Genomic DNA, 26221 nt, shown 5'->3' with positions numbered 1-26221 from the left:
GCTCACGGCAAGCTTCGAGCGGCCTTGCAGCCGGACGCCCCCTTCCGGGACGTTAAAACGAACCTTTATGAACACTACACAAGATCTGTCGATCGTTTCACTCGTACTCAACGCAAGCCTGCTGGCGCAGGCTGTCATGGCTCTGCTGCTGTTGTTGTCGCTGTTGTCGTGGACTTTCATTTTCCGCAAGTGGTTTGCGATCCGCCGGGCGCGCGCGCAAACTGAGCGTTTCGAACGCGATTTCTGGTCGGGCGGCGACCTGCAGGCGCTGTATCAGAGCGCCGCGAACAACCGTCACACGATCGGCGCACTGGAACGGATTTTCGAATCCGGCATGCGCGAATTCCTGAAAGGCAAGGAAAAGCGTCTGAACGATTCGGGCGCAATTCTCGACGGCGCACGGCGCGCCATGCGTGCCGCGTTCCAGCGTGAAATGGACGTGCTCGAAGCCAACCTCGCGTTTCTCGCGTCCGTCGGCTCGGTCAGCCCGTATATCGGTCTGTTCGGCACGGTGTGGGGGATCATGAATGCGTTCCGCGGCCTCGCCAATGTGCAGCAGGCGACGCTGGCCAACGTCGCGCCGGGCATCGCCGAAGCGCTGACCGCCACCGCGATCGGCCTGTTCGCCGCGATTCCGGCCGTGGTTGCCTACAACCGCTACGCGCACGACATCGACCGTCTGGCGATCCGCTTCGAGACTTTCATCGAAGAGTTCTCGAACATCCTGCAGCGTCAGGCACAGTAAGGAGTCCACGATGGCAGGCTCTCGCTCCTCCAGCATGCGCGGCAGCCGTTCGCGCCGCGCGATGGCCGACATCAACGTCGTGCCGTATATCGACGTGATGCTCGTGCTGCTCGTGATCTTCATGGTGACCGCGCCGCTCGTGGCCCCGTCGATCGTCAATCTGCCGACCGTCGGCGGTGCGGCGCCGCAGCAGCAAACGCCACCCGTGATCGTCAACATTCGCGCTGACGGCAACATGAGCGTCAAATACAAGGACGATGCGGGCGCGCAGCAGCAGGAAAACATGACGAAAGCCGATCTGAACGGCTTCATCGCCGACCGTGCGCAATCGCATCCGGATCAGCCCGTCGTGATCGCCGCCGACAAGACCGTCAAGTACGAAGTCGTAATGAACGTGATGTCCGAGCTGAAAGCTCGCGGCGTCAAGCGCGTTGGATTGCTCGTCAAATCGCAATGATCCGCAAGAATTCCGAATACCCGCTCCAGCCACCGCGTGAACGCGGCACCGGGCGAGCCTTTGCGTTCGCGCTGGTGATGCACGCGCTGCTCGGGTTCTTCCTGTATCACGGCATTCAATGGCAAAACAGTACGCCCGAAGGCGCGGAAGCGGAGCTGTGGACCGAAGTGCCAGATACGGCGATCCCGCGTCCGGTTCCGCCGCCGCCCGTGCCGGTGGCCCCTCCTCCGTCGGTGCGCGACGAACAGGCCGACATCGCGTTGCAGGAAAAGAAGCGTCAGCAACAGGAAGCGGCTCGCCAGGCGCAGTTGGCTGAACAGCAACGTCAGCAGAAGCTGCAAGCGCAGCAGGAAGCCGAGGCGAAGCGTCAGCAGCAACTGGCCGCCGACCAGGCAGCGCAACTCGCCGCGCAGAAGGCTGCGGCAGCCAAACAGAAGCAGCAGCAACAACAGCAGGCCGACAAGCTGAAGCAACAGCAATTGGCCGAACAGCAAAAGCAGCAGCAGTTGAAGGAACAGCAGCAGGAACAGCAAAAGCAAGCCGAGGCTGACGCGCAGAAGAAGGCCGACGCGCAGAAAGCAGCGAAGGCCAAGGCGCAAGCCGACGCCGCGGCGCAAGCGAAGAAACTGGACGCGGAACGTCGCGCACGCCTCGCGCAGATGCAGGGTCTCGCGACTGGCGGCACCGGCTCGACCACCAGCGACGGGCTCGGCAAGAGCGGCACGGGCAGCGGCTCGGGCGGCACGGCGACGTCGCCAGGCTACTCGGACAAGGTGCGCCGCGCGGTCCGCCCGAATATCACGTGGGGCGGTGAGACCGGCGGTCTGGAGACGGTTGTTTCCGTGCGCTGCTCGCCGACGGGCACCTTGCTGGGCGCAACGATTTCGCGCAGCAGCGGCAACGCGGCGTGGGACGACGCCGCACTGCGTGCTGTCCAGCGTACGGATCCGATGCCTCAGGACATCAATGGCAAGACACCGACCAGTTTCCTGATTACGTTGCGCCCGGCCGGTTGATTCATCACAGTAGTTTGACAGTCAGTTGACAGCAGACGCGGCGCCCCGCCCACCGGGGCGCGCTCGGGAACGAATTAGTTGTTTTCGGGTCTGTCTGCTGTCTTGAAGCGTTAGTAAAACCGTTTTTGGGGAATCCATACAGCATGAGTTTGATGACCAAGCTAGGCCTGCGGACACTTGTAGCGTCGTGCCTGATCGCCGTCGGCGGCGCCGCCCACGCACAACTCAACGTCCTCGTGACAGGCGTCGGGTCCACCCAGTTTCCGATCGCAACGGCGAATTTCGCCAATGAAGCGAACTCGCCGCAGCAGGTCAGCACGATCGTGCGTCAGGATCTGCAACGCAGCGGCAAATTCACGAACATCGATGCGGGCTCCACGCCGATTTCCGAAACGGATTCCGTCGACCTCGGCAGCTGGAAGGCCAAGGGTGCCAACGCATTCGTGTCGGGCAGCGTGAACCGTCTGCCGAACGGCCAGTACGAAGTGCGCTTTAAGCTGTACGACACCGTCAAGGGCGAAAGCCTGGGCGGCCTCGTGCTGGTGAGCCCGGAAAGCGGCTTGCGCATGAGCGCGCACAAGGTCGCGGACTACATCTACGCGAAGCTGATGGGCGGCCGCGGCGTGTTCGCCACGCGCCTGTCGTACGTCATCAAGACGGGCGGCCGTTATCAATTGCAGATCTCCGATTCGGACGGTCAGGACGCGCACATCGCGCTGTCGAGCCCCGAGCCGATCATCTCGCCGGCATGGTCGCCTGACGGCACCAAGGTCGCTTACGTTTCGTTCGAAAAGAAGAAGCCGATCGTCTACATCCACGATCTGCCTACGGGCCGGCGTGTGGTCGTTTCGGACCAGAAGGGCAATAACAGTGCGCCGGCGTGGTCGCCGGATGGACGCACGCTGGCGGTCGCGCTCTCGCGCACCGGCAACACGCAAATTTTCGCCGTCAATGCGGACGGCAGCGGCCTGCGCCGTCTCACGCAAGGCAGCTCGATCGACACCGAACCGTGCTTCTCGCCTGACGGCCAGTCGATCTATTTCACCAGCGACCGGGGCGGCCAACCGCAGATCTACAAGATGTCGGCCCAAGGCGAAAACGCCGGCGCCGCACAGCGCGTCACGTTCACGGGCAGCTACAACACCAGCCCGCGCGTGAGCCCGGACGGCAAACAGCTCGCTTATATCTCGCGCGTCGGCGGCGGGTTCAAGCTTTATATCCAGGACCTGCAGGGCAACACCGCCACAGGCCTGACGGACACGACACATGACGAATCGCCGAGCTTCGCGGCGAACGGTCAGTACATTCTTTACGCCACACAGGTGAACGGCCGTGGCGTGTTGGCCGCAGTATCGACCGACGGTCGCACTCGGCAGGTCCTGTCCGTTCAGGGTGGCAGCGTACGCGAGCCGTCCTGGGGCCCGTTTATGCAATAACGTTGATGCAATAACACAAGGAGAGTACTCAAATGATGTCAAAACTTCGCTTCGCTTTCGCCGTATTGATGGTCGGTGCGCTGGCCGCATGTCACTCGGGCGTCAAGCTCGACGAAAACGCTAACAAGGGTGGCGCAGTGTCCACGCAGCCGAACCCGACCGATGTCGCACAGGTCAATGTCGACCCGCTGAACGATCCGAACAGTCCGCTCGCCAAGCGCAGCATTTACTTCGACTTCGACAGCTACTCGGTCAAGGACGACTACCAATCGCTGCTGCAACAACACGCGCAGTACCTGAAGAGCCATCCGCAACGCCACGTCCTGATCCAGGGCAACACTGACGAACGCGGCACCAGCGAGTACAACCTGGCACTCGGCCAGAAGCGTGCTGAAGCTGTGCGCCGTTCGCTGTCGCTGATGGGCGTGACGGACTCGCAAATGGAAGCCGTGAGCCTCGGCAAGGAAAAGCCGCAAGCTACGGGTCATGACGAATCGTCGTGGGCACAAAACCGCCGCGCCGACCTCGTGTACCAACAGTAAGTAACGGGTGATGAGCCGAATGACGCATCGTTTCTCCTGGCTGCGGTTTGCCGCAGCGGCCTGCGTCGCAGGCACGGCCTTCGCGGCTGTGCCCGCGCATGCGGGCATCTTCGACGACGATCAGGCCCGTCAGGCCATTCTCGATCTGCGTTCGAAGACCGATAGCCTGTCGAGTCAGTTGTCGGCCGCGCAGCGCACGATCCTCGATCAGTCCAACCGTCTCGACCAGTTGAATCAGCAGGTCGCTACGCTGCGCGGACAGAACGAGGACATGGCCAACCAGCTCGCCACGGTGCAAAAGCAGCAAAAGGACTACTACACCGATCTGGACACGCGCCTGAAGAAATTCGAGCCGCAGCAGCAGACGGTGGACGGCGTCCAGGGCGAGGTGCAGCCGGGTGAGACGGAGTCGTTCAACGCGGCTTCACAGCAGTTCCGCAACGGTGACTTCAAGAATGCAGCGGCGTCGTTCCGCACTTTCATCTCCAAGTTCCCGAACAGCCCTTACCAGCCGACCGCGCAGTACTGGCTCGGCAACGCGCTGTATGCACTGCGCGACTACAAGGGCTCGACGGCGACCTGGCAGGGTGTGGTGCAGAAATATCCGCAGCATCCGCGGGCGCCGGAAGCGCTGCTGGCAATTGCTAACAATCAGCTCGAGCAAGGTCAGAAGGCCGCGGCCAAGAAGACGCTGGAGCAGATCGTCGCGCAATACGGTGGCTCGGACGTCGCGCAGTCGGCGCAGAGCAAGCTATCGCAGATCAAGTAGTTGTGGTATTGCTCAAGTAGTTGGCAGTAACGCGCAGTGACCGACGTCATAGCCACGCGCGCCTCTCGCTGAAAAGCCCGGGTAGTGATGCCCGGGCTTTTCACTATCTGAAGTGCGATCGCTCGGATGGCCGCGACGGGTTGACAGTCCACCGGCGCTATCGCTATAATTTCGCTTCTCTTTTGGGTCGTTAGCTCAGCTGGTAGAGCAGCGGACTTTTAATCCGTTGGTCACAGGTTCGAATCCCGTACGGCCTACCAAAGATTCCTGTTGTAAAACAAAGGGCCTGCGCAAGCAGGCCTTTTGTTTTTTTACTTCAGGTGCCCGTGGGAGGCAGATCGGGAGGCAGCAATGACTGCGGTCCACTGCGTCTGACCGCATCGAACTGCCGTTGACTGCGCCCCACTGCTGCCGGATGCGGACAGTTTTTTTGGTGATCCGCTTTCCGGTCCGTTGGGTTTCCGGCCAACCGACACCCGGGCCATTGGCCGCCACGACGTCACGAGGTACGTGCCGTTCCGTGTGGTGCCGCGAATAAAATCCAGGGCTACACGTTGCTCCACTCACTACCGGAGCAGCCCATGAACCGTACCTGTCCGTATCCCGTTTGCCGTCCTGCCGTCGTCACCGTTCCTCACAAGGAGGCGTGAGATGGCCAGCATCTATCGTCACCGCAACGCCTGGCAGGCCAGCGTCACCGTCGCTGGCGCCAACCACAAGAAAAATTTCCGCACCCGTAAGGAGGCCGAGACCTGGGCCGCGCAACTGCACGGCGAACTCCAGAACGCTCACGCACCACTGCTCGGCGGTCCCGCGAAGGCCACCGTGGGCCGCACGCTCTATGAATACGCGCACCTCTACACCATCCACAAACGCGGCGCGAAACAGGAAATCAACCTCATCAACCGCTACCTCCTGGCAGGCGCCCTGCCCACCCTGCAGTTGCAGGCCTCCGAACAGGGCGGTGTCGACCTGACCGATGCGCCGCCTGCGACGGAACTGCCTTTCAGTTTCGCCGGCCTTCGGGCAAAGCGCGCCGCCTCGCGTGAAAGCACCAACGCCTTTCGTGCCGGGCTCGCCCTTCTGCCAGTCGCGCAGGTGAGCGCGCAGACGATGCTCAGATTCATGTCCGCGATGCGCAAGGACGGGCTCACTGACAGCACCATCCAGAAGGAACTGGCGCTGCTCAAGCATTGTTTCAACTGCGCGCAGAAACACTGGAACTGGGCGGGTTTCGAAAACCCGATGGCAAGCGTGCCGATTCCCAAGGGCGGCCCGGGCCGCTCCGCAGTCCTCGACGAAGACGCTGAGCAGGTGCTCTTCGACGCGCTGGGTCGATGCGACAACCCGTTTATCCTGCCCATTGTCCAGTTCGCGATTGAAACCACCAGCCGGCGAGGCAGCCTGCTGAAACTGCGCTGGCGCGATGTCGACCTCCCTAGACGCACCGCGACACTGCGGCTCACGAAGGCCGGCGAAAACCAGATTGTCCCGCTCACACAGCGCGCAGTCGAAATCCTGTCCCGCCTGCCGCGCGAAGAAAACGACGGACGCGTCTTCCCGATGACCGCCGACGCGCTCGACTCCGCCTGGGATCGCGCAACCACCGAGGCGGGACTGCCGGACCTGCGCTTTCACGACCTGCGACATGTTGGCACCACGCGTCATGCACGGCGGCTGCGCAATCCGCAGATGCTCAAACGCATCACCGGTCACAAGACGGACGCGATGCTCGCCCGCTACACGCACCTCTTCGTGGACGACGTCCTTGATGCACTCGATGCCACCGAGCCGTTGTTGACCCCGCCCCTGCCGCCCGACCTGCGCGGGCAGTCATCGGGAAAAGCGCGCGCAGCGACCCAGGCACGACGGCTCAATGCGCGTCTTCCTGCGGAAGAGGACGCTTCCGTGCCCGGTAAAGCCGCATCCATACCGGACGCACCACCCACCCAGCCCATCGGGAATCTGCCGGCGACAAACGGAAGTATCGTGTCGGTCGATTTCCGCAACCGCCGGCGCGCAGCCTGACGCGCGTCACTTCTCTGCACGGCCTCGGAAAATCGGGGCCGTGCGTCCAGGCGTGTCGGATGGCTCGCCTGATTCCGGCGTGTCCGCCGCGCGTGTGGACCAGACCTGACCAGGGCGCTATTGTCACGTCAACAACCTGCATATGCGGTGTCGAAGTGAAACCATCTCACGGCGAGCCACCCGGGATTTCGGCGCAGGACAACGAGCGGCGCACGCTGGTGGAGCAGCGCGAGGCCTTATTGCAGATTCTGGAGTTGGGACAAAAAGACTTCCACGCCGGCGACTTTCGTGACCTTGACGAATTTCTGGAAGAACTGGATAGCGATGGCGCCGACGTCTCACTGATTGTCAGTTTCAGCGCTGAAACTTTTCTGGAGTCTGGCGAAATCCGGCGTGCAGTCTGACGCCGGGCCCACGCAACTCACCGCGTCTTCCGCTTTGTACTCGCAGGAACGCCGGTCGGCCGGCGGCCGAGGGAAGGGTTAAACGCGAGCTGTGTTGCAAACTGCGCTGCGTACCAGGTCTGAACCGCCTCGGCTGCCCAGTAACAACGCTTGCCCACCCGTACCGGCGGTGGAAACCGCCCCTCACGAACCCATCCGTCCAGGGTCCGCTCGGAGATGGCGAGCTGCTCGCAGACCGCCAGTTTATCCAGTGTTTGCATGATGTTTTCCATTGCTGATGTGATGGGAAGTAGAGCGACCGGTTTTATCCATGCAGGCCGCTGTAAAGGCAGCAACGGCCCACACAGGGTTCGCGCGCTTCGCCGATCGCGGTCGCGTGGCCGTTGAGGCGACTTCCTGTGCTGATGGGAGGCCGCAGCAGACGCCCGCACGCTGGCCCGCCAGCCAGAAGCTGGCGGCCCGGTAACCGGAACTACCACAGACGCAGTCCTGATACGCCCCGTCATAGACATCAACGAGGCGATGCAGACGCTAGTGCAACACCTCTGACGAGACGTCGTGCGTCATCGCGAACGCCTCCGCACACAGGGCCACTTTCGGCGTCGCAACAATGAAAGAGCCCTGATGAACCACGTATGGAAAATATGCCCGAACCGATTTTTCCATTTCCCGGTTACCGCACGCGAGGGAAGCGAGCGCCAGGAACTTAATCGTCCTGTCCTGTCCACCGGTGCGGCGCATATCGGCGAACATTGAGCCCAGATTGACTCCTTCAGGCAGGCGCTGGACCAATGGCACGGTTGCGTCTTCGCCTTCGTGGTGAACCAGAACCTGGAATCCGCCCTGTTCATCCCAGGCGTCAAGTACTTTCCAGGTCACCACGTCGCTCGCGTCCAGAAACCAGTGAAAGGCAAACGCCTTCCCGATGATGACCGTCACAACAATGACGGAGGTCTTCTGTTCGCCCGTTGACGTCAGGCAGAGATGCAGGTCATCAATCGCATCCGGCGGCAACGGCATGTGCGCCGGCAAACACGCGCTGAGAGCGGGACCCGACGTGAAATCGGTCAAGGGACCATCCTCGAAAGGGTTGAGCAGTTCGGCAAGCTGGGAAGGCTCCAGCGAAAACGGATTTGATATCTGCATGGCGACTAACCTCAAGGCATGGGATTGAAGGGGAGTAAGAGAGAACGCGTTTCCATCAGGAAGCACCCTGGCGACGCTGGCCACGGCGGGCACGCTCGGGCACACACTCAGGCGGCATGGCGCTGCCGGAACCGAGGGCTGCAACCATCCGATGGATGTGGGCGATTGCGCTCTTGCCACCGGATTCCAGGCTACTCAACGGGAAGAATTCGCCTCGTCGCAAGAGCTCGGCATGCAGCCACTGGTAGGTACCGGACACTCCGTCCGGCCGTGAATCACTGGAAGCATCAAGCAGCAGCTCAGCGCACCGTTCGAGGGACTGCAGCATGAACATGCCCTCCTCGATGCGCCAGACAAACTCCGTGTGGCTGCCAATCTCAGACCGCTCCTGCGCAACCCGCAAGTTGGGCGCGTGGCAGTAGATAGCCTCCAGCACGGTATTCGATTCGAGCTCACGCCAGAATCTTCGGCGCGGTTCGTAGACTGACTCGAGCACCTCGAAAACCGCCTGCAGGTCTAGCTCATCCGGATGCTCTGTGCGTGTACTGAATCCGGTTGTCAGCCGCATGAATGTGGCTTGCTGGGAGCCCTGGACAGGTGGCAGGTCAAATAGCGGCCCCCTGCTTCTGGCCGAAGGGCTGGCGTCCCGGCCAGCGCCGGATTGTGCGACGTCTTTGGGGGGCAAATTTCTCTTCAGGTTCATTTTCCGATCCTCATCAGGTATGGGGTAAAGGGAAGCGTTGTGAACCGGCACGAGCAGAACTGGTGCGCGCGCCGGCGCGTCAATGCCGTGGAATTTTCACGAAGCGATGACGTTTACGTCACAATCTTTATAAAGGATTACTAATCATATGCCGGTCATGGTCAGCCGGTCCGGACGCCTTCGAACGACTGCCGACAATCAGTTCACCATGCGGGGACCCATCTCAGCACCCGACAACATGACCGTCTCTCTCACACCATCAATGGAGCCAGCCGCCGACAGGTGAGTCAGGTAGCACAATGACGGGAGGACCACCCGCCGACAAGGGCGCCCCGATGTACCGGGTCAATCGCTCAGGCACGAGGATGTTGACCTCAACGTGGGAAAGTTTGATACCTTCCAGGTCACTGGTGGCCTGGCGCTCGATACTCCCGCTTGCGGCCAGGCTCGAAGAGAACTCCATAAATGGCACCGACATGTCTCTTTCACACTCCCGCCGCAGGTAATCAATGCCACTCGTGCTTTTCCCGGGCGTCCAGTCAATATCAGGAACCGAATACAGTACCTGGCCATCCTCAATCAACGCGACAGGCGCCTGCCGATTTCCGCGCCACGTATCGATGACCGTCCACAGCTGCCTGCAGCTCGCGTCAGCCAGATAGTAAATCTGGGCCGCCCCCATTTGGACGCGGATAGTCACGACTGAAAGACCCGGTCCAGCTATGTGCCCGAAACCCACGCTCCCGCTTCCATCCGCCAGCGCCCCAACCCGCGTCAGATTGGAATGTGCTGCCAGAACAGGACCAAGCGGAGGTCGCGACGTCTGGTTTTGCACCAATTCCAGGAAGACTTCTTCCGGCATGAACACGCCGATTTTTTGCAGGCTGGCAGCCGTGCCCTCGGGAACTCGAGCTTTGACGTTTTTGTGGTTCAATTTCATATACACATTTCCTCGTTGTGAAAAGTCAGGTAATGGGCCCGGTTCGCCCGTAAGTCAACCAGCGATTTGAATTCGCTGCTTCTTAAACCGGATCGGAAGACTGTTGCTTTGGCGAGAGCTCATCGCGATGTGTCGCTGCCGACTTGAGAACCGCCATGAACTCCTGCACTGCGCGTGCACCCTTGTATCCATCACGTTCGAGATACTCCGCGTATTCGAACTCGCCTTTTGACTGAAAATCAGCCATTAACCATTGATAGACCTGTTCCTTATCTACAGGTCTATCGTTCATCGGCAACGCGAGGATTCGCATCGCGCAACTCTCGTCAAACCTGCGCAGATAGAGGTAACGCTCGACCTCGTCCCGGAAGCTGTCACCCCAGTCGAATATCTCGTCAGCGCGAAGTATCGGAACCTGCGAAACGAAAGCCTGGATGAGCGTTTCCAGTTCGAGGCCGGCCCAGAACCCCGGACGGGGGTCGTAGATACACTCCAGCGCAGCGTGCAGACCGAATACAGCCGCTTCCGAAGTTGGGAACTGATGCGTTGCCAGATGGCCGGCTAGGAGTCTGCGATAATCCTCCTGGTCGGCCTTTATCGATGTGCTCATGATTCTTCTTTCTCCGTATATCACTAGGGTAGAAGCGCGCAATGCGTCTCCACGATCTGCGTGCATCGGTACAGAAGTCGGGGAGGCACCCACAAATGCCGTCTGCTGACCCGTCCTGCTCAAGGCCCGGCAAACACTTCAGAAAAGTGGTCGTTGTCGACGCTCAAGCAGTCCACTGACATACAGCCGGTGGACACTTCATTCATGATTGCATCGACAATGGACGACAGCGTGGCGCCGTCGAGCTCGAGAAAGTCCTTCTGCAGCGGAAACCCATCGGCGTCGACCTGATAGTCACCGGCCGGACGCGCGTCGCAGAAGATTTGCCCATCTTCCGTTCGAGCCAGCAACCCCAGGTATTCATAGGGGTTCCGTTCAAGGTCCGCGTGCACCAGTAACCGAAACCCGATGTATTCCATCGAGGCGGGCTGATTTTCCGGGAGGTAAAGGGTTTTCAATGAGAACGTGCTGTGCTCGCTCATGATTTGCTCCCTTTTGCCAGCACGAGCGAGACGGGAAAGGCCGCAGGTCCACTACGGGAATTGCTGAAAGGCCGGTTGTATGTACCCATGCCTCGAAGATATGGCGCCGCCTTATCCCGGAACTGAAGGCATGAATAGCTGTCCCGGTGCAGCTCCCAGATAAATTGAGCGAGCGGCCTCACCCCTGAGTTGGGCCTCTCGATGTTACGGCTATGGCAGGCAGTCAGAGTCGCCGCCGGTTGTTGCGAGTGCATGTATTTGGCTCCCAAGTGTCGAAACAGAGTTTCGCGCCGGATCATTCTGGGACTGGATACCAACACATCGTCCAGGCTCTGATTCAATCCGAACACTTGGGCACAGCCTAAAACACGGATTCAAACCCGAGATAATCGCCGTAATTGATTTCTAGTATTTATGCGGGTTTGCGGGCGAGTGCCACGTATTTGAACCGTGTTTTTTCTCGTATTCTTGTCTACCCCTTTTCCATTTTTCAATCCATGGCCTCAGGTCAGGTCGATCGAACACCGTTTCAAGCTGCTGCCACGGCACGCGCCGTTTATTGCGCTTCTGAAGCCCCAATGCGAGCTTGACGGGATCCCATATCGCCGAGTCGCGACCCGCATGCCCGGCTTCGATGAGCGCTTCCTGCAGCCAGACAATACGCTTCACGTCCCCCAGTCTGTTTTCCCACTTGCCTTTCGTCCATCCGCTCAACGTAGCGAAGGCTTCGGCAATTTCCGGCGATGTGAGACCCCGCGTAACGCCGATGACATCGGGATGAACAGCTGCCTCTTCGAGTCTTGTTTTTGCTGGATGCAAGCGATGAGAAAGGTTCGTCGCATCGAGAAACCTGATCACCTCGGGTCGATCAAAACCTACGTTCAGAGCACGCAAGAATTCCCGATCATCCCACTGACCGTTTTCTGCGACGACGGGTTCGATGGGACAACTCTGCGGACTACGCTCTTTTGCCACAAGGAACGCCAAACGCCTCGCGGTTTCGTCGTCGTTCCAGGCAGCGGCCTTCTCCAGCAGGACTACACCCTCCACAGCGACTGATTGCTTAAACATCAACCTGCGAATGTTGCTGTCCATTTCCACCCACCGTGGACGGGGATCCTCAGCGTTGTTCCACTGCTGTAGCAGGTTTCTTGCAGCCTCCGAAACCTGCCTCGAACGCTTGAACTCAGCACTGCCCACGGTGTGCTCAGCATTGATGCACTCTGAGATTGCTAAAAGAACAGCATGCAGCGATACGAATTCCATCGGCGCCCCTGAATGCGCAATCCTTCGTGGCAGGGCCTCCGTCCGCCGAGGAAGGTGCCCGGCACATGAGTTCATTGTGCTGGACGGAGGCAAACGATGAGAGAAAAGCAGGTCCAGTTGCTCGGGCCCAATAACAGCCTTCTGGCGCGCTCCGCATTCAGCACGAGTCCCGTGTCGGCACTCCGACATGCACTGGACTGCCTTTCCTTAACTGATCCAACAAATCCATCTGTTTTCCATCCTTTGAAAAGAACCATTCTTTAACAGTGAATCCCCGATCCCCCCATGGATGCGTACAGCGTGGCGAGCAGCATTCCTCGATTGAGGCTCGATGCCGTATATGACGGCAAAGGTGAAGCAAATCTTTAGCAGCATTGTGTTGCATAGAGCTACTCCGCGACCGCCCGGTAGCAGCATCGCTGATTCGCGTATATGCACTCCCGTAGTTCAGGTTGTAACGCATTGACAGCATTGGCGTGATGACACATCCGATGCCAGACGCCTGGACAGGAGCCCAATGCGAGGGTCGAGTGATGCTCCGCAGACTGACCTATGAACGCGCAACCAGGCACCCAAGCTCAGCAGTTGGGAAGTGAGACTTTGTTGGGCAATGCCATCGGCGCACTGGCGGAGCCGCCAGCGGCCCGTGCGCAATCAAAGGAAGAGAATTTGCGACAAACTACCGTACGTCTGGAAGGGTAGCGCAGACCGCAATTCACCAAAATATCAACGCTTGATAGCCCGACTAAAACGCGTCACGTACGCGGCCGGCCCGCACCATTGCGGACTCTGTCAACGCCCACCGGAGGCCGCGTCGGCTTGAGCAACGCTTGCAGTTCGCCAATCTGCCGCCGCAAACCTGCGGCTCTCGCCTGAGAACAACCGAGATGGCGCCGGATGTCGGCAACCGTTGCCCGCACTCGCCCTGCGGCAACATCGCGGCTAAGCTGCAAGAGTTTGTCATCGTGCTCACTTTGAAAGACTTGCGGGGTACTCGCCGCCGGCTCGTACGAAATCGCGTGACTACACGAAGCCGAAGCGTGACTCCCCGTGTCACTATCTATCACTGGCGGCGTGACTACCGACGTGACGGAAGGGTTCCCGACGGTCGCAGGCGGAGCATGGGGCCGAAGCGCGACGTACCAGCAAAGGCACGCCATACCTTCCATTTCGGCCGCAAACGCAAGTGCCACCAGCAAGTTTGCCCGTCCTGCGGTCATGCCGATGCAAGCCGCCATTCGCACCGTGACCGGGTCATCACGCGCAGCGTCACGCAAAGTAGTCACACGGTCTGCCTGTGCAACCAGTCGGTCTTCGGACCGCTCCCATCGCCTGGCTTCATCGGCTTCGACATTGAGCGCATCGATCTTCGCGGACAATGCGACTCGGTTCGCCCGGAGGTACGCGCAGTTCCGCGCACAACGCTGTTCGCTAGCGGCTCCCAGCGCCGCCTTGAACGTCGCCTGCTCAGTTGCTATCGCTGTAAGACTACGGCCTGATGCAGCAACCTGCGCGACGGGCGCAGTAACCACTGCTATCGCGTCCGCCCGGCGCTCGCCCGCATGCTGCTGCGATAGCACAAAGAACGTTGCATGGCCGAACGAAACGGCAATCATGCACGCGACCCACAATACGCCGGCAATCCAGCGAACGATTGTCGAGGCTTCTCGGCATAGCGCCGGCATCAAATGCGCGCACAGGACGAGCACAACGCTAAGGGTGCACCAGACAATCCGCTCCGACAGCCAACCACCTCGCTGCCAACCAGCAAGCATCGACATGAAGATTGCTGTTCCCGTTGCCGCGATGGCAAGCATGAATAGTCCATACAAGCGAATATCGCGAAACCGTTCACTCTTCGGGTCTTTCACTGCGCTACCAATAATTGTTTGCATGCATTCCCCCGTTCATCAAATACCAAATGTAGCTACCGCTTTTCGCAGGCGTGACTGGTATCGCAGCCATACCCACATAGCGAACCGCAATGAGCGACCAGGAGACCTATCTCAAACGTTTGGAAGATCAAGGTTCAGAATTCGGCGGGATTGACGACCTGTCTGGCGAGCGAGTCTCAGGAGCAAGGCATGAGTCACGATGGGCAAATGGGTCAAAGCTGGCGTTATTGGCAGCTCCCGCCAGCTTCGGTTTGAAGCGCGCGAAGAAGGAATCGCGGCATGCTGCCGAACTATGCGTCGCTGGAGGGACAGCCCCGCAAGCTAGTCGAAAGACGCATCAGCCTGCAGTCTTCTGTCCGAAGAGGGCTTCAGCGAAAAAGCGGAACCGCCGGAATTCTGAGTGCGCCCTGCCGACATCAGACTTGTGACTAAACCTCCAACTGCAAGTGAAAGTTTCCGAGCTCCTCTCCAATCAGGACCACCTTGACCCGCTCGACCTTCACGTTCGAATATAGTGGCTCCCGCTCTTCCGGGACGCCCGGATAGAACACTTCATATGGACGCGCACCATACAAGCCGGATTCATGGTTCCACAAGTCATCGCGCACGATCACGTCGCCGAGAACCGCGCTGTCGTCAGCATCCGCGTAAGGCATAAATACCAGAACAAGGGCTTCAGGATCGGCATTCGCCAGACGCCCGAGCAATTCGTAGACTTTCATGAAAAGTTACCCCACCAATGATGCCGACTGAGTCATTGTCTGGCGGGCCATTGCAGACGTGTGAATACGTCGAGGACTCCGTCGGGCTGTTCGATCCAGACAGGCTCAAGATCAATGCGCGGCTGATTCCTCACAAGCAGGCTTGCATGAGCGTATCGTCGCTCTCGCGTCATATCAAGACGGGCAATCGTGCTGCAGGTCTTTCCCTCGAGAGACTCTAGGCTTTCGACGGACACCGTCATGTGGTGACTCACGGGTGCAAAGGGCCGCAGCGGATATTGACTCTCCTGTTGGGCATGCAGGGCAGCCACGACGGCAAGCAGCTGGCTCCGGGCATCGCCTCCTCCTATCGGCCCGCTCGGCTCCAGAGTCAACTCGCCGCGAACCTCGGTTACGAGAGGCAGGTCAGCACCGTGCGCCAGATACTCCCCCACATATGCTGCCACTCGCCATGTGAGGAGGTCGATTCTTCTTCCCTTCTTCCGCATAGCGTCCCCCATGTCTCGGCTTCACCGCCTCGACAGCTGTAAGCCGGGCCGCCTTGTATCGTGTCGACCGTTGGCATGCCTCCAGTGCAGACACGGAGTCACCATTTGTTGTCGGGATTGCCCCAGACGGAGGGCAAGAGCTGCGCCGACCAGGCGAAATGCATCCTGTCGGGGAAATGCCGTAACAGGCTTGCCGCGCAATCTCGCAGTTCATCCATGTCCGGGACATCACTCCCTGATGCAAGCATCTGAAGCAATTCCCGTGTGCGCAACACGGACCGCGTACGCTCATGCGGCATGGTCATCGGCGTCCTCCGTAAAGTCGGTGGCCCAAACACTTCGACGTTCGAAGCCGGGCATATCGGATACAGTGGGTGCCCTCAGCTCGGCAGCGGTCGACTCAACCTCATCGCGCTGTCCGGCCTGCACCGGTTGTCGCCAGTCAGCAACGAGCTCGGCGGTCACGTCCCTCCACTTCTGAACGCGCCACTGTCTCACCGCCCACTGCCAGACGTATTCGGCATCTCTGTCGAATCCTGCACGCCCGACCAGGACGTAGCGACGGCCAGTGGCAGTGACGCCCGTGCGCGTTATCGGGTCGAACGAAATGATTGCCGTGCTGACACGGCCGTCGCGCTCGGCAAGGTTGAATCCGACAAAATGCCGTGCGCCAGTATTTGATTCGCGAATAGACCAGGACTCAAGCAAAACGACCGGGTCGTCGTCGACCGACGAGCTTGCGTGGATAGTCATAGCATTCCCCGTTCAAAGCGTTTTCATCAGTCCAGGGGTGCATGTGTCGGTGCTTCAACGAGCCCCGCGTCAATACCCCCACTTACTGATACCGATATGCTGCAGCATACCCAGATGCCGAACCGTTCGCGATGACCGATTTTTAATGTTCGGGTCCCCAATTGATACGAACCGAGTACAGCTCGCCCACCACAGTTCCATCGTTCGCCGATCACCCCCGCGCATCAGACTCGTGTGTGCAACGCGGCTTAACCCTTTGGCATACGTCTCTCTGTCAGGCGGACTAGACGAGCGTCGGGCTGCTCAGGGACCGCCGCCAGCGACCGTAGCTGAACAAACCTTCTCTTCAGTGCGATGACAACCTTGCCGTGTTCGACGGTACGCATCAAAAGAGGATCTGGATGGTGAGAGCCTCCGTTTATGATGTCTCCTTGTCGCGCCGTGGACATCGATTTGTCTCGCTGGTAGTCGTAGTGTTCTGGTCGATAAATGTTTCGCGACAGCGCTGAGCGAGACTCCATGAGCACTTCAACTTGACTTCCGATTCGTGACATTTACAGGAGGAGAGGTATGAACGATCAGAAATTTAGCGCCGGCAAGGAACGCCGGATGAAGGTCATGGGACAGCCGTTTGTCGAGCGGGCGATGAGCGGATTGGACGGATTCAATCGCCCACTTCAGGACTGGCTCAACGAACATGCTTGGGGAAGCACCTGGCTCCGTGAGGGCATTGACCTCAAAACACGCAGCCTGTGCACGTGTGCGATGCTTGCGGCGCTGGGCAAAAGCACAGAGTTAAAAGGCCATGTGCGGGGTGCGATTAACAACGGAGCGACTGCCATCGAGATTCGCGAGGTGTTGCTTCATAGTGCGATATACGCCGGGGCACCGGCGGCTGTCGAGGCGTTCCGATCTGCTCGCGAGGTTCTCGCCGAGCTCGGGCTTAAAGTTCCGGAGGGGGGATAACCACGAAAAGCAACCGCGCGCGACGTTCAGGGGCCGATGGCCGACTGCCACCTCGCATCCGTTCGGCACAAGGGCCCTAGAGCCTGGCCTCGACGTCACATGAAAACGCTCAGCGAGCCGGCGAAAAAGTGGAGGCTCGCACGATGTATCGACCAATACGAATTAGCTTTCACAGCAAGCCATCTAGCTCATGTAGTTCAAAACTGACATAAGCGTGGTCACCAGAAGCGGTCGCCACGCCGCGAGTCCGCGATTGAATGGACGAACCATGCGTCGACGCTGTCACATGCGCAACTCGTTAGAGTGGAAAGAGGGTCCAGTCGATACGAACACCGCCGCCTTCGCCTCATCGCGCTTCTTGTAAGTTCGAGCCAATACATGTTCCAAGCGACAGAGTCGGTCTACTGCTGATGCTCTTGCATCAACTCTTTCGCGTAAGCGTTCGCCTCCTCGGGACTTTCGTAGATATATGTCGAAACACTGCGCTGTTGCAGAGCGTCTCCGAGCTTAAGTCTAAGGAAGCTGCTAGTTGTATATCTAGTCACCCCCGAGTAATACCGGGAAACGAGATGCGTCACCATGTCTGAGTATGCATCGATGATCTCCGGCCGGATTGAAAAGTTGTCGTAATTGACAATCGCATGTGGTTTTACCTGACCGCCGCGCAACTTGGTTTCGACCGCTGCTCGAACAGCCTCGACGTCTTCCAAACTAGCAATCTCATGTCCTTCAAAATTGATGAAAAACATATTCTGCGCCGCGTCGTAGCTAAACCGTTCGCTGAAGCTCAACCTTAGAATGACGCCTCGCAGTCCAATAGGGGACGGTCGAAATATGCGCTCGTCCATCAAACGCGGGCTTCTATCAATCACAGGCGCAAATCCCATCTGCGCGACGATATCTCTCTGGATATCGATTCCCGGCGCGATTTCGATAAGTTCAAGGCCAGCGGCGGTCAGCGAGAACACGCACCGCTCGGTAATGTAGAGCACTGTCTGGCCACGCTTTCGTGCGTACTCTCCACTGAAAGTCCGGTGCTCGACGGCATCTACAAATTTCTGGCAGGTTCCATCATGCATGATTTTTAGCCGCCCGTTTTCAATGGCGATATCGAGGTTGCCAGCGTTAAAAGTACCGACAAAGACAACCTTCTTCGCGCTCTGGCTGATGTTAATAAAGCCACCCGCACCCGCAAGCTTCGGACCGAATTTGCTCACGTTCAGATTGCCCTGACGGTCAGCCTGGGCGAGACCTAGAAACGCGATGTCCAGTCCACCTCCATCATAGAAGTCGAATTGATAAGGCTGGTCGATGATGGCTTGAGTATTCGCCGCCGCACCAAAGCTTAGACCGCCTGCAGGAATGCCTCCGATGACACCCGGCTCGGTTGTCATCGTAAATAGGTCGATGACTTTTTCTTCGTTCGCAACGCTAGCGATGCCCTCCGGCATACCAATACCCAGATTAACAACGCTATTAGCCATAAGCTCGAACGCGGCCCGCCGCGCGATGACTTTTCTCGCGTCCATTTTCATCGCCGGCAGCGATGTCGCAGCGACCCGAAGCTCGCCGGAGAACGCAGCGGAGTACTGCTCCCCAAAGGTCTGCCAGTGATTTTCCGGCTTCGCGACCACCACACAGTCAACCATGATCCCCGGTATGCGTACGTCTCTAGGATTGAGCGTGTTCGAGTCCGCCAGTCGTTCGACCTGCACAATCACGACACCACCGGAATTGCGAGCCGCCATGGCGATCGACAGAGATTCGAGTGTGAGAGCCTCTTTCTCCATCGTTATATTTCCCGACGCGTCCGCAGTAGTTCCTCTGATGATGGCGACGTCTATCGGAAATGTCTTGTAAAACAGGAACTCGTCGTTGTCGACAGACATCAGGCGAACCAGATCATCGGTAGTCCGTGAGTTAAGCTTTCCTCCGCCGTGGCGCGGATCCACGAAGGTCCCTAGCCCAACTTTCGACAAGTGTCCTGGCTTATGCGCTGCGATGTCACGAAACAAATGTGAAATGACGCCCTGCGGAAGATTGTAAGCCTCGATCTGGCCGGCGATTGCCAGTTTCTGCAGGCCGGGGACCAAGCCCCAATGACCGCCGATCACACGACGGACCAGACCCGCATGAGCGAAATGATTCAAACCTTTCGTTTTGCCGTCTCCCTGCCCGGCGGCGTAAACCAGCGTCAGATCTCGAAGGGATTGCCTCTCGGTTTCGCCGATATCGAGGAAGCGCCGCTCCAGCGCCACGGCGATTTCTTCCGCAAATCCGATCCCGACGAAACCGCCAGTCGCGATGGTGTCGCCAGAGCGCACCAGCTGAACCGCTTCCCGTGCGCTCACAACCTTTCCACGCTCAACGCTACGCGTCGATGAAGGAAATGGATGGTGAAATCCTCCGCTCATGATGTCTCCTTAAGCCGCCGCTGACGCCAATGCGGCGCTGTGTAACAGGTCGAACTCTTTGGCAGTTACACGCGGCAAGCATCGCTAAGCTACGCGCGCCTGTTCGGAACTGCATTTTCGTCCAGCCAACTGACTTCTGGTTCGAAGTCACCGCGGCATAGCCTCCTGCGATGATCCTGCGCTTTGTGCTACCCAAGCACCAGATGCCGCGCCAGAGCATGCGAAGCGGTCAGTCCACCGGGCAAGTCAATCAGAAGGCAATCGAGATCGCAATTTCACCGGTTGCACGTATCGGCCAAAGGCCCTAAGGGTTAACCGCGATACCCAGTAGCAAGGGAATATTCCGACCGTCGCCGACGCTAAATGCTCTCCCATCATGCGCCGTCAGAGCTTGTCAGTCGGAGCAAAGGTTCTTCCTGCACAGGCACGTTGTTCGGCTTGAGGGTCCCTCTTATCCTAAGACCCAATCACTGAGATTGGTGAAACAACGATCGAACGCGATAGTGGCCCGGTGACTTACTCAGACACCCAAGTACCCTTGCTTCGGATGTTAAAGCCAGTACCCAGTGGCAGGAACGAATACGAACGACGTTGGGCTACAAGCATTTGCGTCGCTGACGCGACAGAGGGCGAATGACTAGGTGGCTGCGGCAAGACGGCCGCCATCCGGCGAGACCTCTTGTGGACGTTGTCCAAAGCAGACAAAACAGATCTGCTCTCAAAAAACACCAATTGCATTATTTGCAAGGAGACAAAGTGAAAACATCTATCAAGCTCGCAGTTCTTGCGGTTGCTTCCATTGTTGCCCTCGGCGCGAAGGCCGACGAAACGATCAAGTTTGGAGTGTCTGCGCCACTTTCAGGGCCCGGAGCACCATGGGGCAAAGGCGCCGAATTTTTGTGTAAGGAGGCGGCCAAGGAGATCAAGGGGGCGGGCGGCATCAAAGTCAAAGGTACGAGCTATAACATCGAATGTATCGCCTACGACAACAAATACACCGCCACGGACGGCACGAAAGTAGCGCAGACACTGCTGAACCGGGACGGTGTGAAATACATGTGTGCGGTCGGCAGCGCGCCTATCCTGGCGGCGCAATCACTCACCGAACGTCAAGGCGCCCTCCTCTTCACTCAGACGTGGACCAAAAACGGGAAGGGGCCCGATTTTCCGCTGACTTTTTCGGATATCGTCACGCCATTCGAAGTGGCCCCGGCAATGATTCAGTACGTGACCAAGGCATATCCTCAGGCTAAAACGATTGCGCTGTTGAATGTGGACGACGCGAACGGTCACGGTGCCGCAGACATCGTCCGCCCACTGTGGGAGAAAGCCGGCGTCAAGGTGCTCACCAGCGACTTCTATGCACATGGCACGACTGAGTTCCAGCCGGCCGCCCAGCGGCTTGCGGCTCTCAAGCCGGACATGATCGATATTGCGTCAGCTCCACCGGCCGTTATCGGGCAGGTTCTCAAAGAGCTATCCGTCCTCGGGTACAAGGGTATCAAGATCGCTACCGACGGGACCGCTGCGGAAGGCATCGTCGCCACAGGCGGGGCTGCCGCGGAAGGACTTTACATGGGTGCCGCCATTACGTTCGACGGCCCTAGCGTCACAGAGCATCAGCGGAAGTTGAACGCCGCAGCGAAGCCTTTGATCGGCGAATCCCTGAGCATCGCCAGCAATCCTTGCTATGACGCGGTCTACATGTTGAAAGCAGGTGCAGAGAAAGCACAGAGTCTCGATCCCAAAGCGATTGCTGCAGCCCTGCCGACCACGCGATATACGAGCTTCTACGCCGACAACGTTGGCTTCGGTGGCAAGGCAGTCTACGGGTCGGACGTTCAACCGAAGCTGCCCGTCTACATAACTCAGATCGAGAACGGAAAAGTAGTCGAAAAGGCAAAGATCATGCCGAATTACTAAACGATGTGCGCCCAATCGACCAATTGTCGTTGCTGGTATCCGCGTCGTTGGATTGCGGATACCAACGCAGTCTTTGACGCATAAGGTGCGAGAAGCGATTCAAACCGAATCATTGGTAATCAGGAGTTGTTCTCATGCAGACTGCGATGCAGTTGTTTGTGACGACGCTGCAAATAAGTGCCGTCTACATCCTCTTTTCACTCGGCCTCACGTTGGTCTTCGGGATCTTGCGCGTCGTCAATTTTGCGCATGGTCACTTCTTCGCGATATCCGCGCTGCTGGTCGGCGTGCTGGTTCCGCTGATCGTCGCTGCTGGGTTCGCCATGCATGCCGCCTACCTGATGGCGGCCGCAATTGGGGTCCTCGGCTCGCTGCTTCTTGCACTGGTCGTCTACAAGTTCGGGGTCTCACGTTTCCTGCGTGATCTGGAGGGAGGTTTCATTCTTACCATGGGGATAGCGTTGATCCTAGATGGCGCTTTTCTCCAGGTTTTCGGTGGAGCTGTCCGCTCATTGCCGCCGATTATCCAGGGAAACACCTCGATCCTGGGTGCGGTTCTCACAACCCAGCGGTTCGTACTATGTGTAATCGCTGCGGTGATGACGGGCGCCTTGTACTGGACTCTAGCGTCGACAAAACTCGGAAAGGCGCTCCGAGCCGTGGCAGCCGATCGAGAAGCTGCGATGCTTCAAGGCATTCCATACAACCGGCTCGCCCTCATTGGCTTTCTTCTGGCCGCGTTGATGGCAGCTCTCGCAGGTGCACTCATCGCTCCAGTCTCAATGGTGACGCCAACGATGGGCACGGATTACCTGATGAAGTCGTTCGTCGCAGTCGTAATGGGTGGGCTCGGTAGTCTACCAGGCGCAATCCTCGGCGCGCTCATTATCAGCATCATCGAAGCGGTTGGCGGTTACTTCTTCGATGCTTCGACCGCCACTATCGCGATGTTCGTCCTTGTCATTATGATCCTGGTTTTTAGGCCGAAGGGGCTGATTCCTCATGCGTAATCTCCATATCCGTTGGTGGGCAGTCGGCGCCGCTGTCGCAATCGCTATAACGCTCACACTGAAAGGCCCCTATGCCGTCAGTGTCATCAATCAACTCGCAATTTCGGCATTGATTGCAGCGAGCCTGCGATTCGGCATGCTCATCGGCGAGGTCAGTTTTGCCACATCGTCGTTCGTTGGGCTGGGGGCTTACGGGGCAGGCATCGCAACCACACTTCTGGGCTGGCCATTTCCACTGGCAATGCTCGTCGGCCCCGCAGCGGTCATCGTCATCAGCATCTTGTTCGGCCTGATCACCCTCCGGGTCAAAGGTCCCTACTTCATGCTAATCGGCTTTGCGTTCGTGGAAGTGGTGAGAATCACGCTCGGCAAAATATCCGTCATTGGCGGGGTTGCCGGTATGGGGAACATCTTTCCGCCCCGTTTTCTTGACTCCTGGATGTCCACGGTGGTCATGGCAGTGGTTATCGTCCTACTGCTAGGTCTATATCTGATCGAAAAATCGGACTTCGGCAAGGTGCTGGTCGCGATTCGCGACAACGAGGACATCGCCAAGACAGTGGGGCTGCGGGTTCTCTCCCTGAAGATCACGTGCTTTGCAATCGCCTCGTTTTGTGCCGGTGTTGCCGGCAGCCTCCACGGGTTCGTGAACAACGTGATCAGCCCCGATGACTTTGGCTTCCTGGTTACGGTCTTCGCCCTCGCTTTTGTCAAGGTTGGTGGCGAATCGTCGATATTCGGCGCAATTCTCGGCGCGGTTGTTCTAGTACTAATCAACAGTGTTGCATTAGGCTTTGGCGCTGCCGAGCAGTATGTGTATGGAGGCGCCATCGTGCTTGCCATGCTGCTCATGCCACAAGGTCTAATCGGATTGCCGTGGCGCAAGCTCCGGAGCCGACGCGGGAACAAGCGCGCTGCGCACGTCTCCAAATCAGTTGCACGCTAAGTCTGGAGAAAACAATATGACTGGCGAAAACGCTATCCTCCTTCGAACGACCGGACTAACTCGAAAGTTCGGCGGCCTCGTCGCAGTTGCGGATTTGAACCTCGAGATTCGAGAAGGCGAAGTCCTTGGGCTCATCGGGCCTAACGGGGCCGGCAAGAGTACGACCTTCAATCTCATTAGCGGTTTTATCAAGCCATCGTCGGGCTCGCTCGAAGTGTTCGGGCGAGACTGCACTGGACTGTCACCGACGACCATCAGCCGCCTGGGCCTTACCCGTACGTTCCAGCACGGCAGTTACCTGCGCACGATGACCGTGCGAGACAACATTCTCATAGGTACAGTTCACTGGCTCGCGGGTGCATCCAGCTCGCAGCGGATGAAGCGTGTTGAAGAAACCGCCGCGATTCTGGGACTTACGCCTCACCTGGAGTCCATCGCAAGCTCTCTTCCACATGGACTTCAGCGACTCGTCAGCATAGCCATTGCATTCGCGACGCGCCCAAAGCTGCTCTGTCTGGACGAACCTCTGACCGGTCTCAACCAGACCGAAGTCGGGACGACCCTCAACATACTTCAATCGTTCCGCCGCGATTTTGGCAGCACCATTCTGCTAGTCGAACACAATATGAAAGCCGTCATGTCAGTTTGCGACCGCATCGTTGTGCTGCATCACGGCCGTCAGTTAGTGACCGGCACGCCAGCCGAAGTCCGCTCCAACAAACAGGTCATCACCGCTTACCTCGGGAGCAATCATGCTGCGTGAAGCTCCAGCACTACAAGTCGCCGGATTATCTGCGTCGTATGGGGACGTCCCCGCCATCACGGACGTGTCTCTTGAAGTTCGACGCGGCGAGATCGTTACGATGATAGGTGCAAACGGCGCCGGGAAATCGACGGTAATCAAATGCATCTGCGGCCTGCTCAAGTCAACGGCGGGAAGCGTGAGTCTGTTTGGCGAGGACGTAACCGCCCTGCCTGCGGACCGCCTCGTCAGGAAAGGTCTGTCTGTAGTGCCAGAGGGACGCCGCCTCTTTAGCAAAATGACGTTGAAAGAAAATCTTGAACTGGGCGCTTACACGCGAAATGACTCGTCCGCCGTACGCCGCGACATGGAGCGTGTCTTAACTCATTTCCCCGAATTGCGCGATCGACTCTCAGCGATTGCCGGAACATTCAGCGGTGGGCAGCAGCAGATGGTGGCGGTTGCGCGGGCGATGATGAGCAATCCGAGGATCATGATGCTCGACGAGCCCACCATTGGCCTCGCTCCGGTCGTCGTCGATCGCATTTCCCACCTTCTTCTGGAAATAGCCAAGAGCGGGGTCGACATTCTCGTAATCGAACAGAACGCTGAAGTCGCCCTCTCGATGTCCAACCGGGCTTACATCCTTGAGGGCGGCCGTGTGATTGCAGAAGACGATGCGAAAACTCTGGCTCAGAGCGAACAGGTTCAGAAAGCGTACCTCGGTATATAGAGTTTCATGAACCGGGCTTTCACGGAAATTCTCACTTGCACCGCAAGGGGCGTTAGGTAGTCACAGTCACTCTTCCGTCAGATTCCTAGTGTGTGCCATCGTGCCCAAATGTTAATGATGTACCAGTCACGTCACGCCGAGGATTCCGATGGCTCGGATTGGCCGCTAGCCACGGCAGACGACACAAGCATGGCGAATTGCAACTTACATGGAGATTGACATGACAGGGCAACAAGACAATTCACATGATCGGGCCATCGTGCCCGGCATGATTGGGATTATCACCGGCGCTGCGTCCGGGATCGGGGAAGGCATTGCTATCAAGTTCCTGCAGATGGGCTGCTCAGTTCTTGCAGTTGATATGAATGCGGAGGCCCTTGAGCGTTTCCAGGAACGCCATATCAACGCGGGATCTCGCCTCTCATGCGCTACAGCCGACGTAACGGACGAAACGAATCCCGCGAAACTTTTTGCGTTATGCCGCGAACGCCTTGGCGAACCTAACTTTCTGGTCAACAACGCCGGCCTCGGCAGCGCAAAGGCCGCCTTGGAGACTTCCGACGAGACGTGGCATCGCTACATCGATATCAACCTCGGCAGCGTATTCCGGATGTCACGACAGGCGGTGTTGGAAATGAAGAATGGCGGCGCGGTGGTCAATCTCGCTTCTGTGTGGGGCATGGTCGGGTTTCGAGGAACTGCTCCGTATTCTGCCGCGAAGGCTGGTGTAATCGGCCTCACCCGCCAAATGGCCGCTGATTACAGCCGTCAAGGTGTTCGCTTTAATGCCGTATCGCCGGGATTTATTGCAACACCAGCCACATTCGAGCGTATCAAGAGTAATCGTTGGCTTGTAGGCGCCATGGTGGATCAGGCGCCACTCGGACGCACCGGAACGCCCGCGGATATCGCCGAGGCCGTTTATTTCCTGGCCTCCGGAGCCGCTTCATTCATTACCGGCGTAATCCTGCCCGTCGACGGTGGATGGACAGCTACACACTATGCGCCGGACTTGGAAGAACAAGCCGTCTAGACGCACCGCTTCGACACATCGGTCAGGATGTATTCAATCGAAACAACTCGTT

General features: G+C 58.4%; 27 protein-coding genes and 1 tRNA gene. 16 read left to right on the top strand and 12 right to left on the bottom strand.

The window, feature by feature from the left end:
- The first annotated feature begins 67 nt into the window (after positions 1-67).
- From tolQ to PQR32_RS13600, 9 genes are all read left to right on the top strand, one after another.
- Positions 68-745 carry a protein TolQ gene (gene tolQ, locus PQR32_RS13640; protein ID WP_012431821.1) on the top strand — a complete coding sequence of 226 codons (678 nt, stop codon included), beginning with the start codon at positions 68-70 and terminating at the stop codon, positions 743-745.
- A 10-nt stretch (positions 746-755) separates the two neighbouring features.
- Positions 756-1202, top strand: coding sequence for a protein TolR (tolR, locus tag PQR32_RS13635; RefSeq protein ID WP_408227164.1), 447 nt, complete (start codon positions 756-758; stop codon positions 1200-1202).
- Complete coding sequence (tolA, locus tag PQR32_RS13630) at positions 1199-2218, top strand: cell envelope integrity protein TolA (RefSeq protein ID WP_408227161.1); 1020 nt, start codon at positions 1199-1201, stop codon at positions 2216-2218. The genes tolR and tolA overlap by 4 nt, the downstream gene beginning before the upstream one ends.
- A gap of 143 nt (positions 2219-2361) precedes the next feature.
- Positions 2362-3654, top strand: coding sequence for a Tol-Pal system beta propeller repeat protein TolB (gene tolB, locus PQR32_RS13625; RefSeq protein ID WP_408227158.1), 1293 nt, complete (start codon positions 2362-2364; stop codon positions 3652-3654).
- Positions 3655-3686: 32 nt separating this feature from the next.
- Positions 3687-4196 (top strand): peptidoglycan-associated lipoprotein Pal, encoded by a 510-nt coding sequence (gene pal / locus PQR32_RS13620; RefSeq protein WP_035552920.1) that lies wholly within the window; start codon positions 3687-3689, stop codon positions 4194-4196.
- A gap of 19 nt (positions 4197-4215) precedes the next feature.
- Positions 4216-4965 carry a tol-pal system protein YbgF gene (gene ybgF, locus PQR32_RS13615; RefSeq protein ID WP_408227155.1) on the top strand — a complete coding sequence of 250 codons (750 nt, stop codon included), beginning with the start codon at positions 4216-4218 and terminating at the stop codon, positions 4963-4965.
- Between the two features lie 184 nt (positions 4966-5149).
- Positions 5150-5225: transfer RNA gene (locus tag PQR32_RS13610), tRNA-Lys, on the top strand.
- 391 nt (positions 5226-5616) lie between these two features.
- Entirely contained in the window at positions 5617-6993 is a 1377-nt protein-coding gene (locus PQR32_RS13605) for a site-specific integrase (RefSeq protein WP_408227152.1), read from the top strand.
- A gap of 59 nt (positions 6994-7052) precedes the next feature.
- A complete protein-coding gene (locus PQR32_RS13600; RefSeq protein WP_408227149.1) occupies positions 7053-7397 on the top strand; it encodes a hypothetical protein in 345 nt (114 codons plus the stop codon).
- 17 nt (positions 7398-7414) lie between these two features.
- Here the strand turns inward: PQR32_RS13600 and PQR32_RS13595 are convergent, their stop codons facing one another.
- The 11 genes from PQR32_RS13595 to PQR32_RS13545 all read right to left on the bottom strand — a co-directional run bounded on the left by PQR32_RS13595 (position 7415) and on the right by PQR32_RS13545 (position 16402).
- Entirely contained in the window at positions 7415-7669 is a 255-nt protein-coding gene (locus tag PQR32_RS13595; protein WP_408227146.1) for a helix-turn-helix transcriptional regulator, read from the bottom strand.
- A gap of 259 nt (positions 7670-7928) precedes the next feature.
- A complete protein-coding gene (locus PQR32_RS13590) occupies positions 7929-8543 on the bottom strand; it encodes a hypothetical protein (RefSeq protein WP_408227143.1) in 615 nt (204 codons plus the stop codon).
- 55 nt (positions 8544-8598) lie between these two features.
- The gene (locus PQR32_RS13585; protein ID WP_408227141.1) at positions 8599-9246 is read right to left on the bottom strand and encodes a hypothetical protein; all 648 of its coding nucleotides are present in this window, start codon (positions 9244-9246) and stop codon (positions 8599-8601) included.
- Positions 9247-9505: 259 nt separating this feature from the next.
- A complete protein-coding gene (locus PQR32_RS13580; protein WP_408227139.1) occupies positions 9506-10186 on the bottom strand; it encodes a hypothetical protein in 681 nt (226 codons plus the stop codon).
- A gap of 82 nt (positions 10187-10268) precedes the next feature.
- Positions 10269-10796 (bottom strand): hypothetical protein, encoded by a 528-nt coding sequence (locus tag PQR32_RS13575; RefSeq protein ID WP_408227136.1) that lies wholly within the window; start codon positions 10794-10796, stop codon positions 10269-10271.
- A 119-nt stretch (positions 10797-10915) separates the two neighbouring features.
- Positions 10916-11278: a hypothetical protein gene (locus tag PQR32_RS13570; protein ID WP_408227133.1), complete on the bottom strand. Its 363-nt coding sequence runs from the start codon at positions 11276-11278 to the stop codon at positions 10916-10918.
- Positions 11279-11683: 405 nt separating this feature from the next.
- Complete coding sequence (locus PQR32_RS13565; protein ID WP_408227131.1) at positions 11684-12544, bottom strand: hypothetical protein; 861 nt, start codon at positions 12542-12544, stop codon at positions 11684-11686.
- A gap of 755 nt (positions 12545-13299) precedes the next feature.
- On the bottom strand, positions 13300-14439 hold the full coding sequence (locus tag PQR32_RS13560; protein ID WP_408227128.1) for a hypothetical protein: 1140 nt from the start codon (positions 14437-14439) through the stop codon (positions 13300-13302).
- A 428-nt stretch (positions 14440-14867) separates the two neighbouring features.
- A complete protein-coding gene (locus PQR32_RS13555; RefSeq protein ID WP_408227126.1) occupies positions 14868-15161 on the bottom strand; it encodes a hypothetical protein in 294 nt (97 codons plus the stop codon).
- Positions 15162-15747: 586 nt separating this feature from the next.
- Positions 15748-15897 (bottom strand): hypothetical protein, encoded by a 150-nt coding sequence (locus tag PQR32_RS13550; RefSeq protein WP_408227251.1) that lies wholly within the window; start codon positions 15895-15897, stop codon positions 15748-15750.
- A gap of 40 nt (positions 15898-15937) precedes the next feature.
- Positions 15938-16402, bottom strand: a complete 465-nt coding sequence (locus PQR32_RS13545) for a hypothetical protein (RefSeq protein WP_408227123.1) — start codon at positions 16400-16402, stop codon at positions 15938-15940.
- Between the two features lie 570 nt (positions 16403-16972).
- Here PQR32_RS13545 and PQR32_RS13540 point away from each other — a divergent pair.
- Complete coding sequence (locus tag PQR32_RS13540; protein WP_408227120.1) at positions 16973-17368, top strand: carboxymuconolactone decarboxylase family protein; 396 nt, start codon at positions 16973-16975, stop codon at positions 17366-17368.
- A 401-nt stretch (positions 17369-17769) separates the two neighbouring features.
- Here the strand turns inward: PQR32_RS13540 and PQR32_RS13535 are convergent, their stop codons facing one another.
- Positions 17770-19782, bottom strand: a complete 2013-nt coding sequence (locus PQR32_RS13535; RefSeq protein ID WP_408227117.1) for an acyl CoA:acetate/3-ketoacid CoA transferase — start codon at positions 19780-19782, stop codon at positions 17770-17772.
- A 756-nt stretch (positions 19783-20538) separates the two neighbouring features.
- Between PQR32_RS13535 and PQR32_RS13530 the strand changes: the two genes are divergently transcribed.
- The 6 genes from PQR32_RS13530 to PQR32_RS13505 all read left to right on the top strand — a co-directional run bounded on the left by PQR32_RS13530 (position 20539) and on the right by PQR32_RS13505 (position 26169).
- The gene (locus PQR32_RS13530) at positions 20539-21705 is read left to right on the top strand and encodes an ABC transporter substrate-binding protein (protein WP_408227114.1); all 1167 of its coding nucleotides are present in this window, start codon (positions 20539-20541) and stop codon (positions 21703-21705) included.
- Positions 21706-21839: 134 nt separating this feature from the next.
- On the top strand, positions 21840-22715 hold the full coding sequence (locus PQR32_RS13525) for a branched-chain amino acid ABC transporter permease (RefSeq protein ID WP_408227111.1): 876 nt from the start codon (positions 21840-21842) through the stop codon (positions 22713-22715).
- Positions 22708-23661, top strand: a complete 954-nt coding sequence (locus tag PQR32_RS13520) for a branched-chain amino acid ABC transporter permease (protein WP_408227108.1) — start codon at positions 22708-22710, stop codon at positions 23659-23661. Before PQR32_RS13525 ends, PQR32_RS13520 begins: the two co-directional genes overlap by 8 nt.
- A gap of 16 nt (positions 23662-23677) precedes the next feature.
- On the top strand, positions 23678-24424 hold the full coding sequence (locus tag PQR32_RS13515; RefSeq protein WP_408227105.1) for an ABC transporter ATP-binding protein: 747 nt from the start codon (positions 23678-23680) through the stop codon (positions 24422-24424).
- Positions 24414-25136 carry an ABC transporter ATP-binding protein gene (locus tag PQR32_RS13510; protein ID WP_408227102.1) on the top strand — a complete coding sequence of 241 codons (723 nt, stop codon included), beginning with the start codon at positions 24414-24416 and terminating at the stop codon, positions 25134-25136. Before PQR32_RS13515 ends, PQR32_RS13510 begins: the two co-directional genes overlap by 11 nt.
- Before the next feature lie 220 nt (positions 25137-25356).
- Positions 25357-26169, top strand: coding sequence for an SDR family NAD(P)-dependent oxidoreductase (locus tag PQR32_RS13505; protein ID WP_408227099.1), 813 nt, complete (start codon positions 25357-25359; stop codon positions 26167-26169).
- Positions 26170-26221: the final 52 nt, after the last annotated feature.

Source organism: Paraburkholderia dipogonis, from assembly GCF_046027395.1.
Classification (GTDB): Bacteria; Pseudomonadota; Gammaproteobacteria; order Burkholderiales; family Burkholderiaceae; genus Paraburkholderia; species Paraburkholderia dipogonis_A.
The sequence above is the reverse complement of the archived record's forward strand: the minus strand, read 5'-3'. Positions and strand labels throughout refer to the sequence as shown.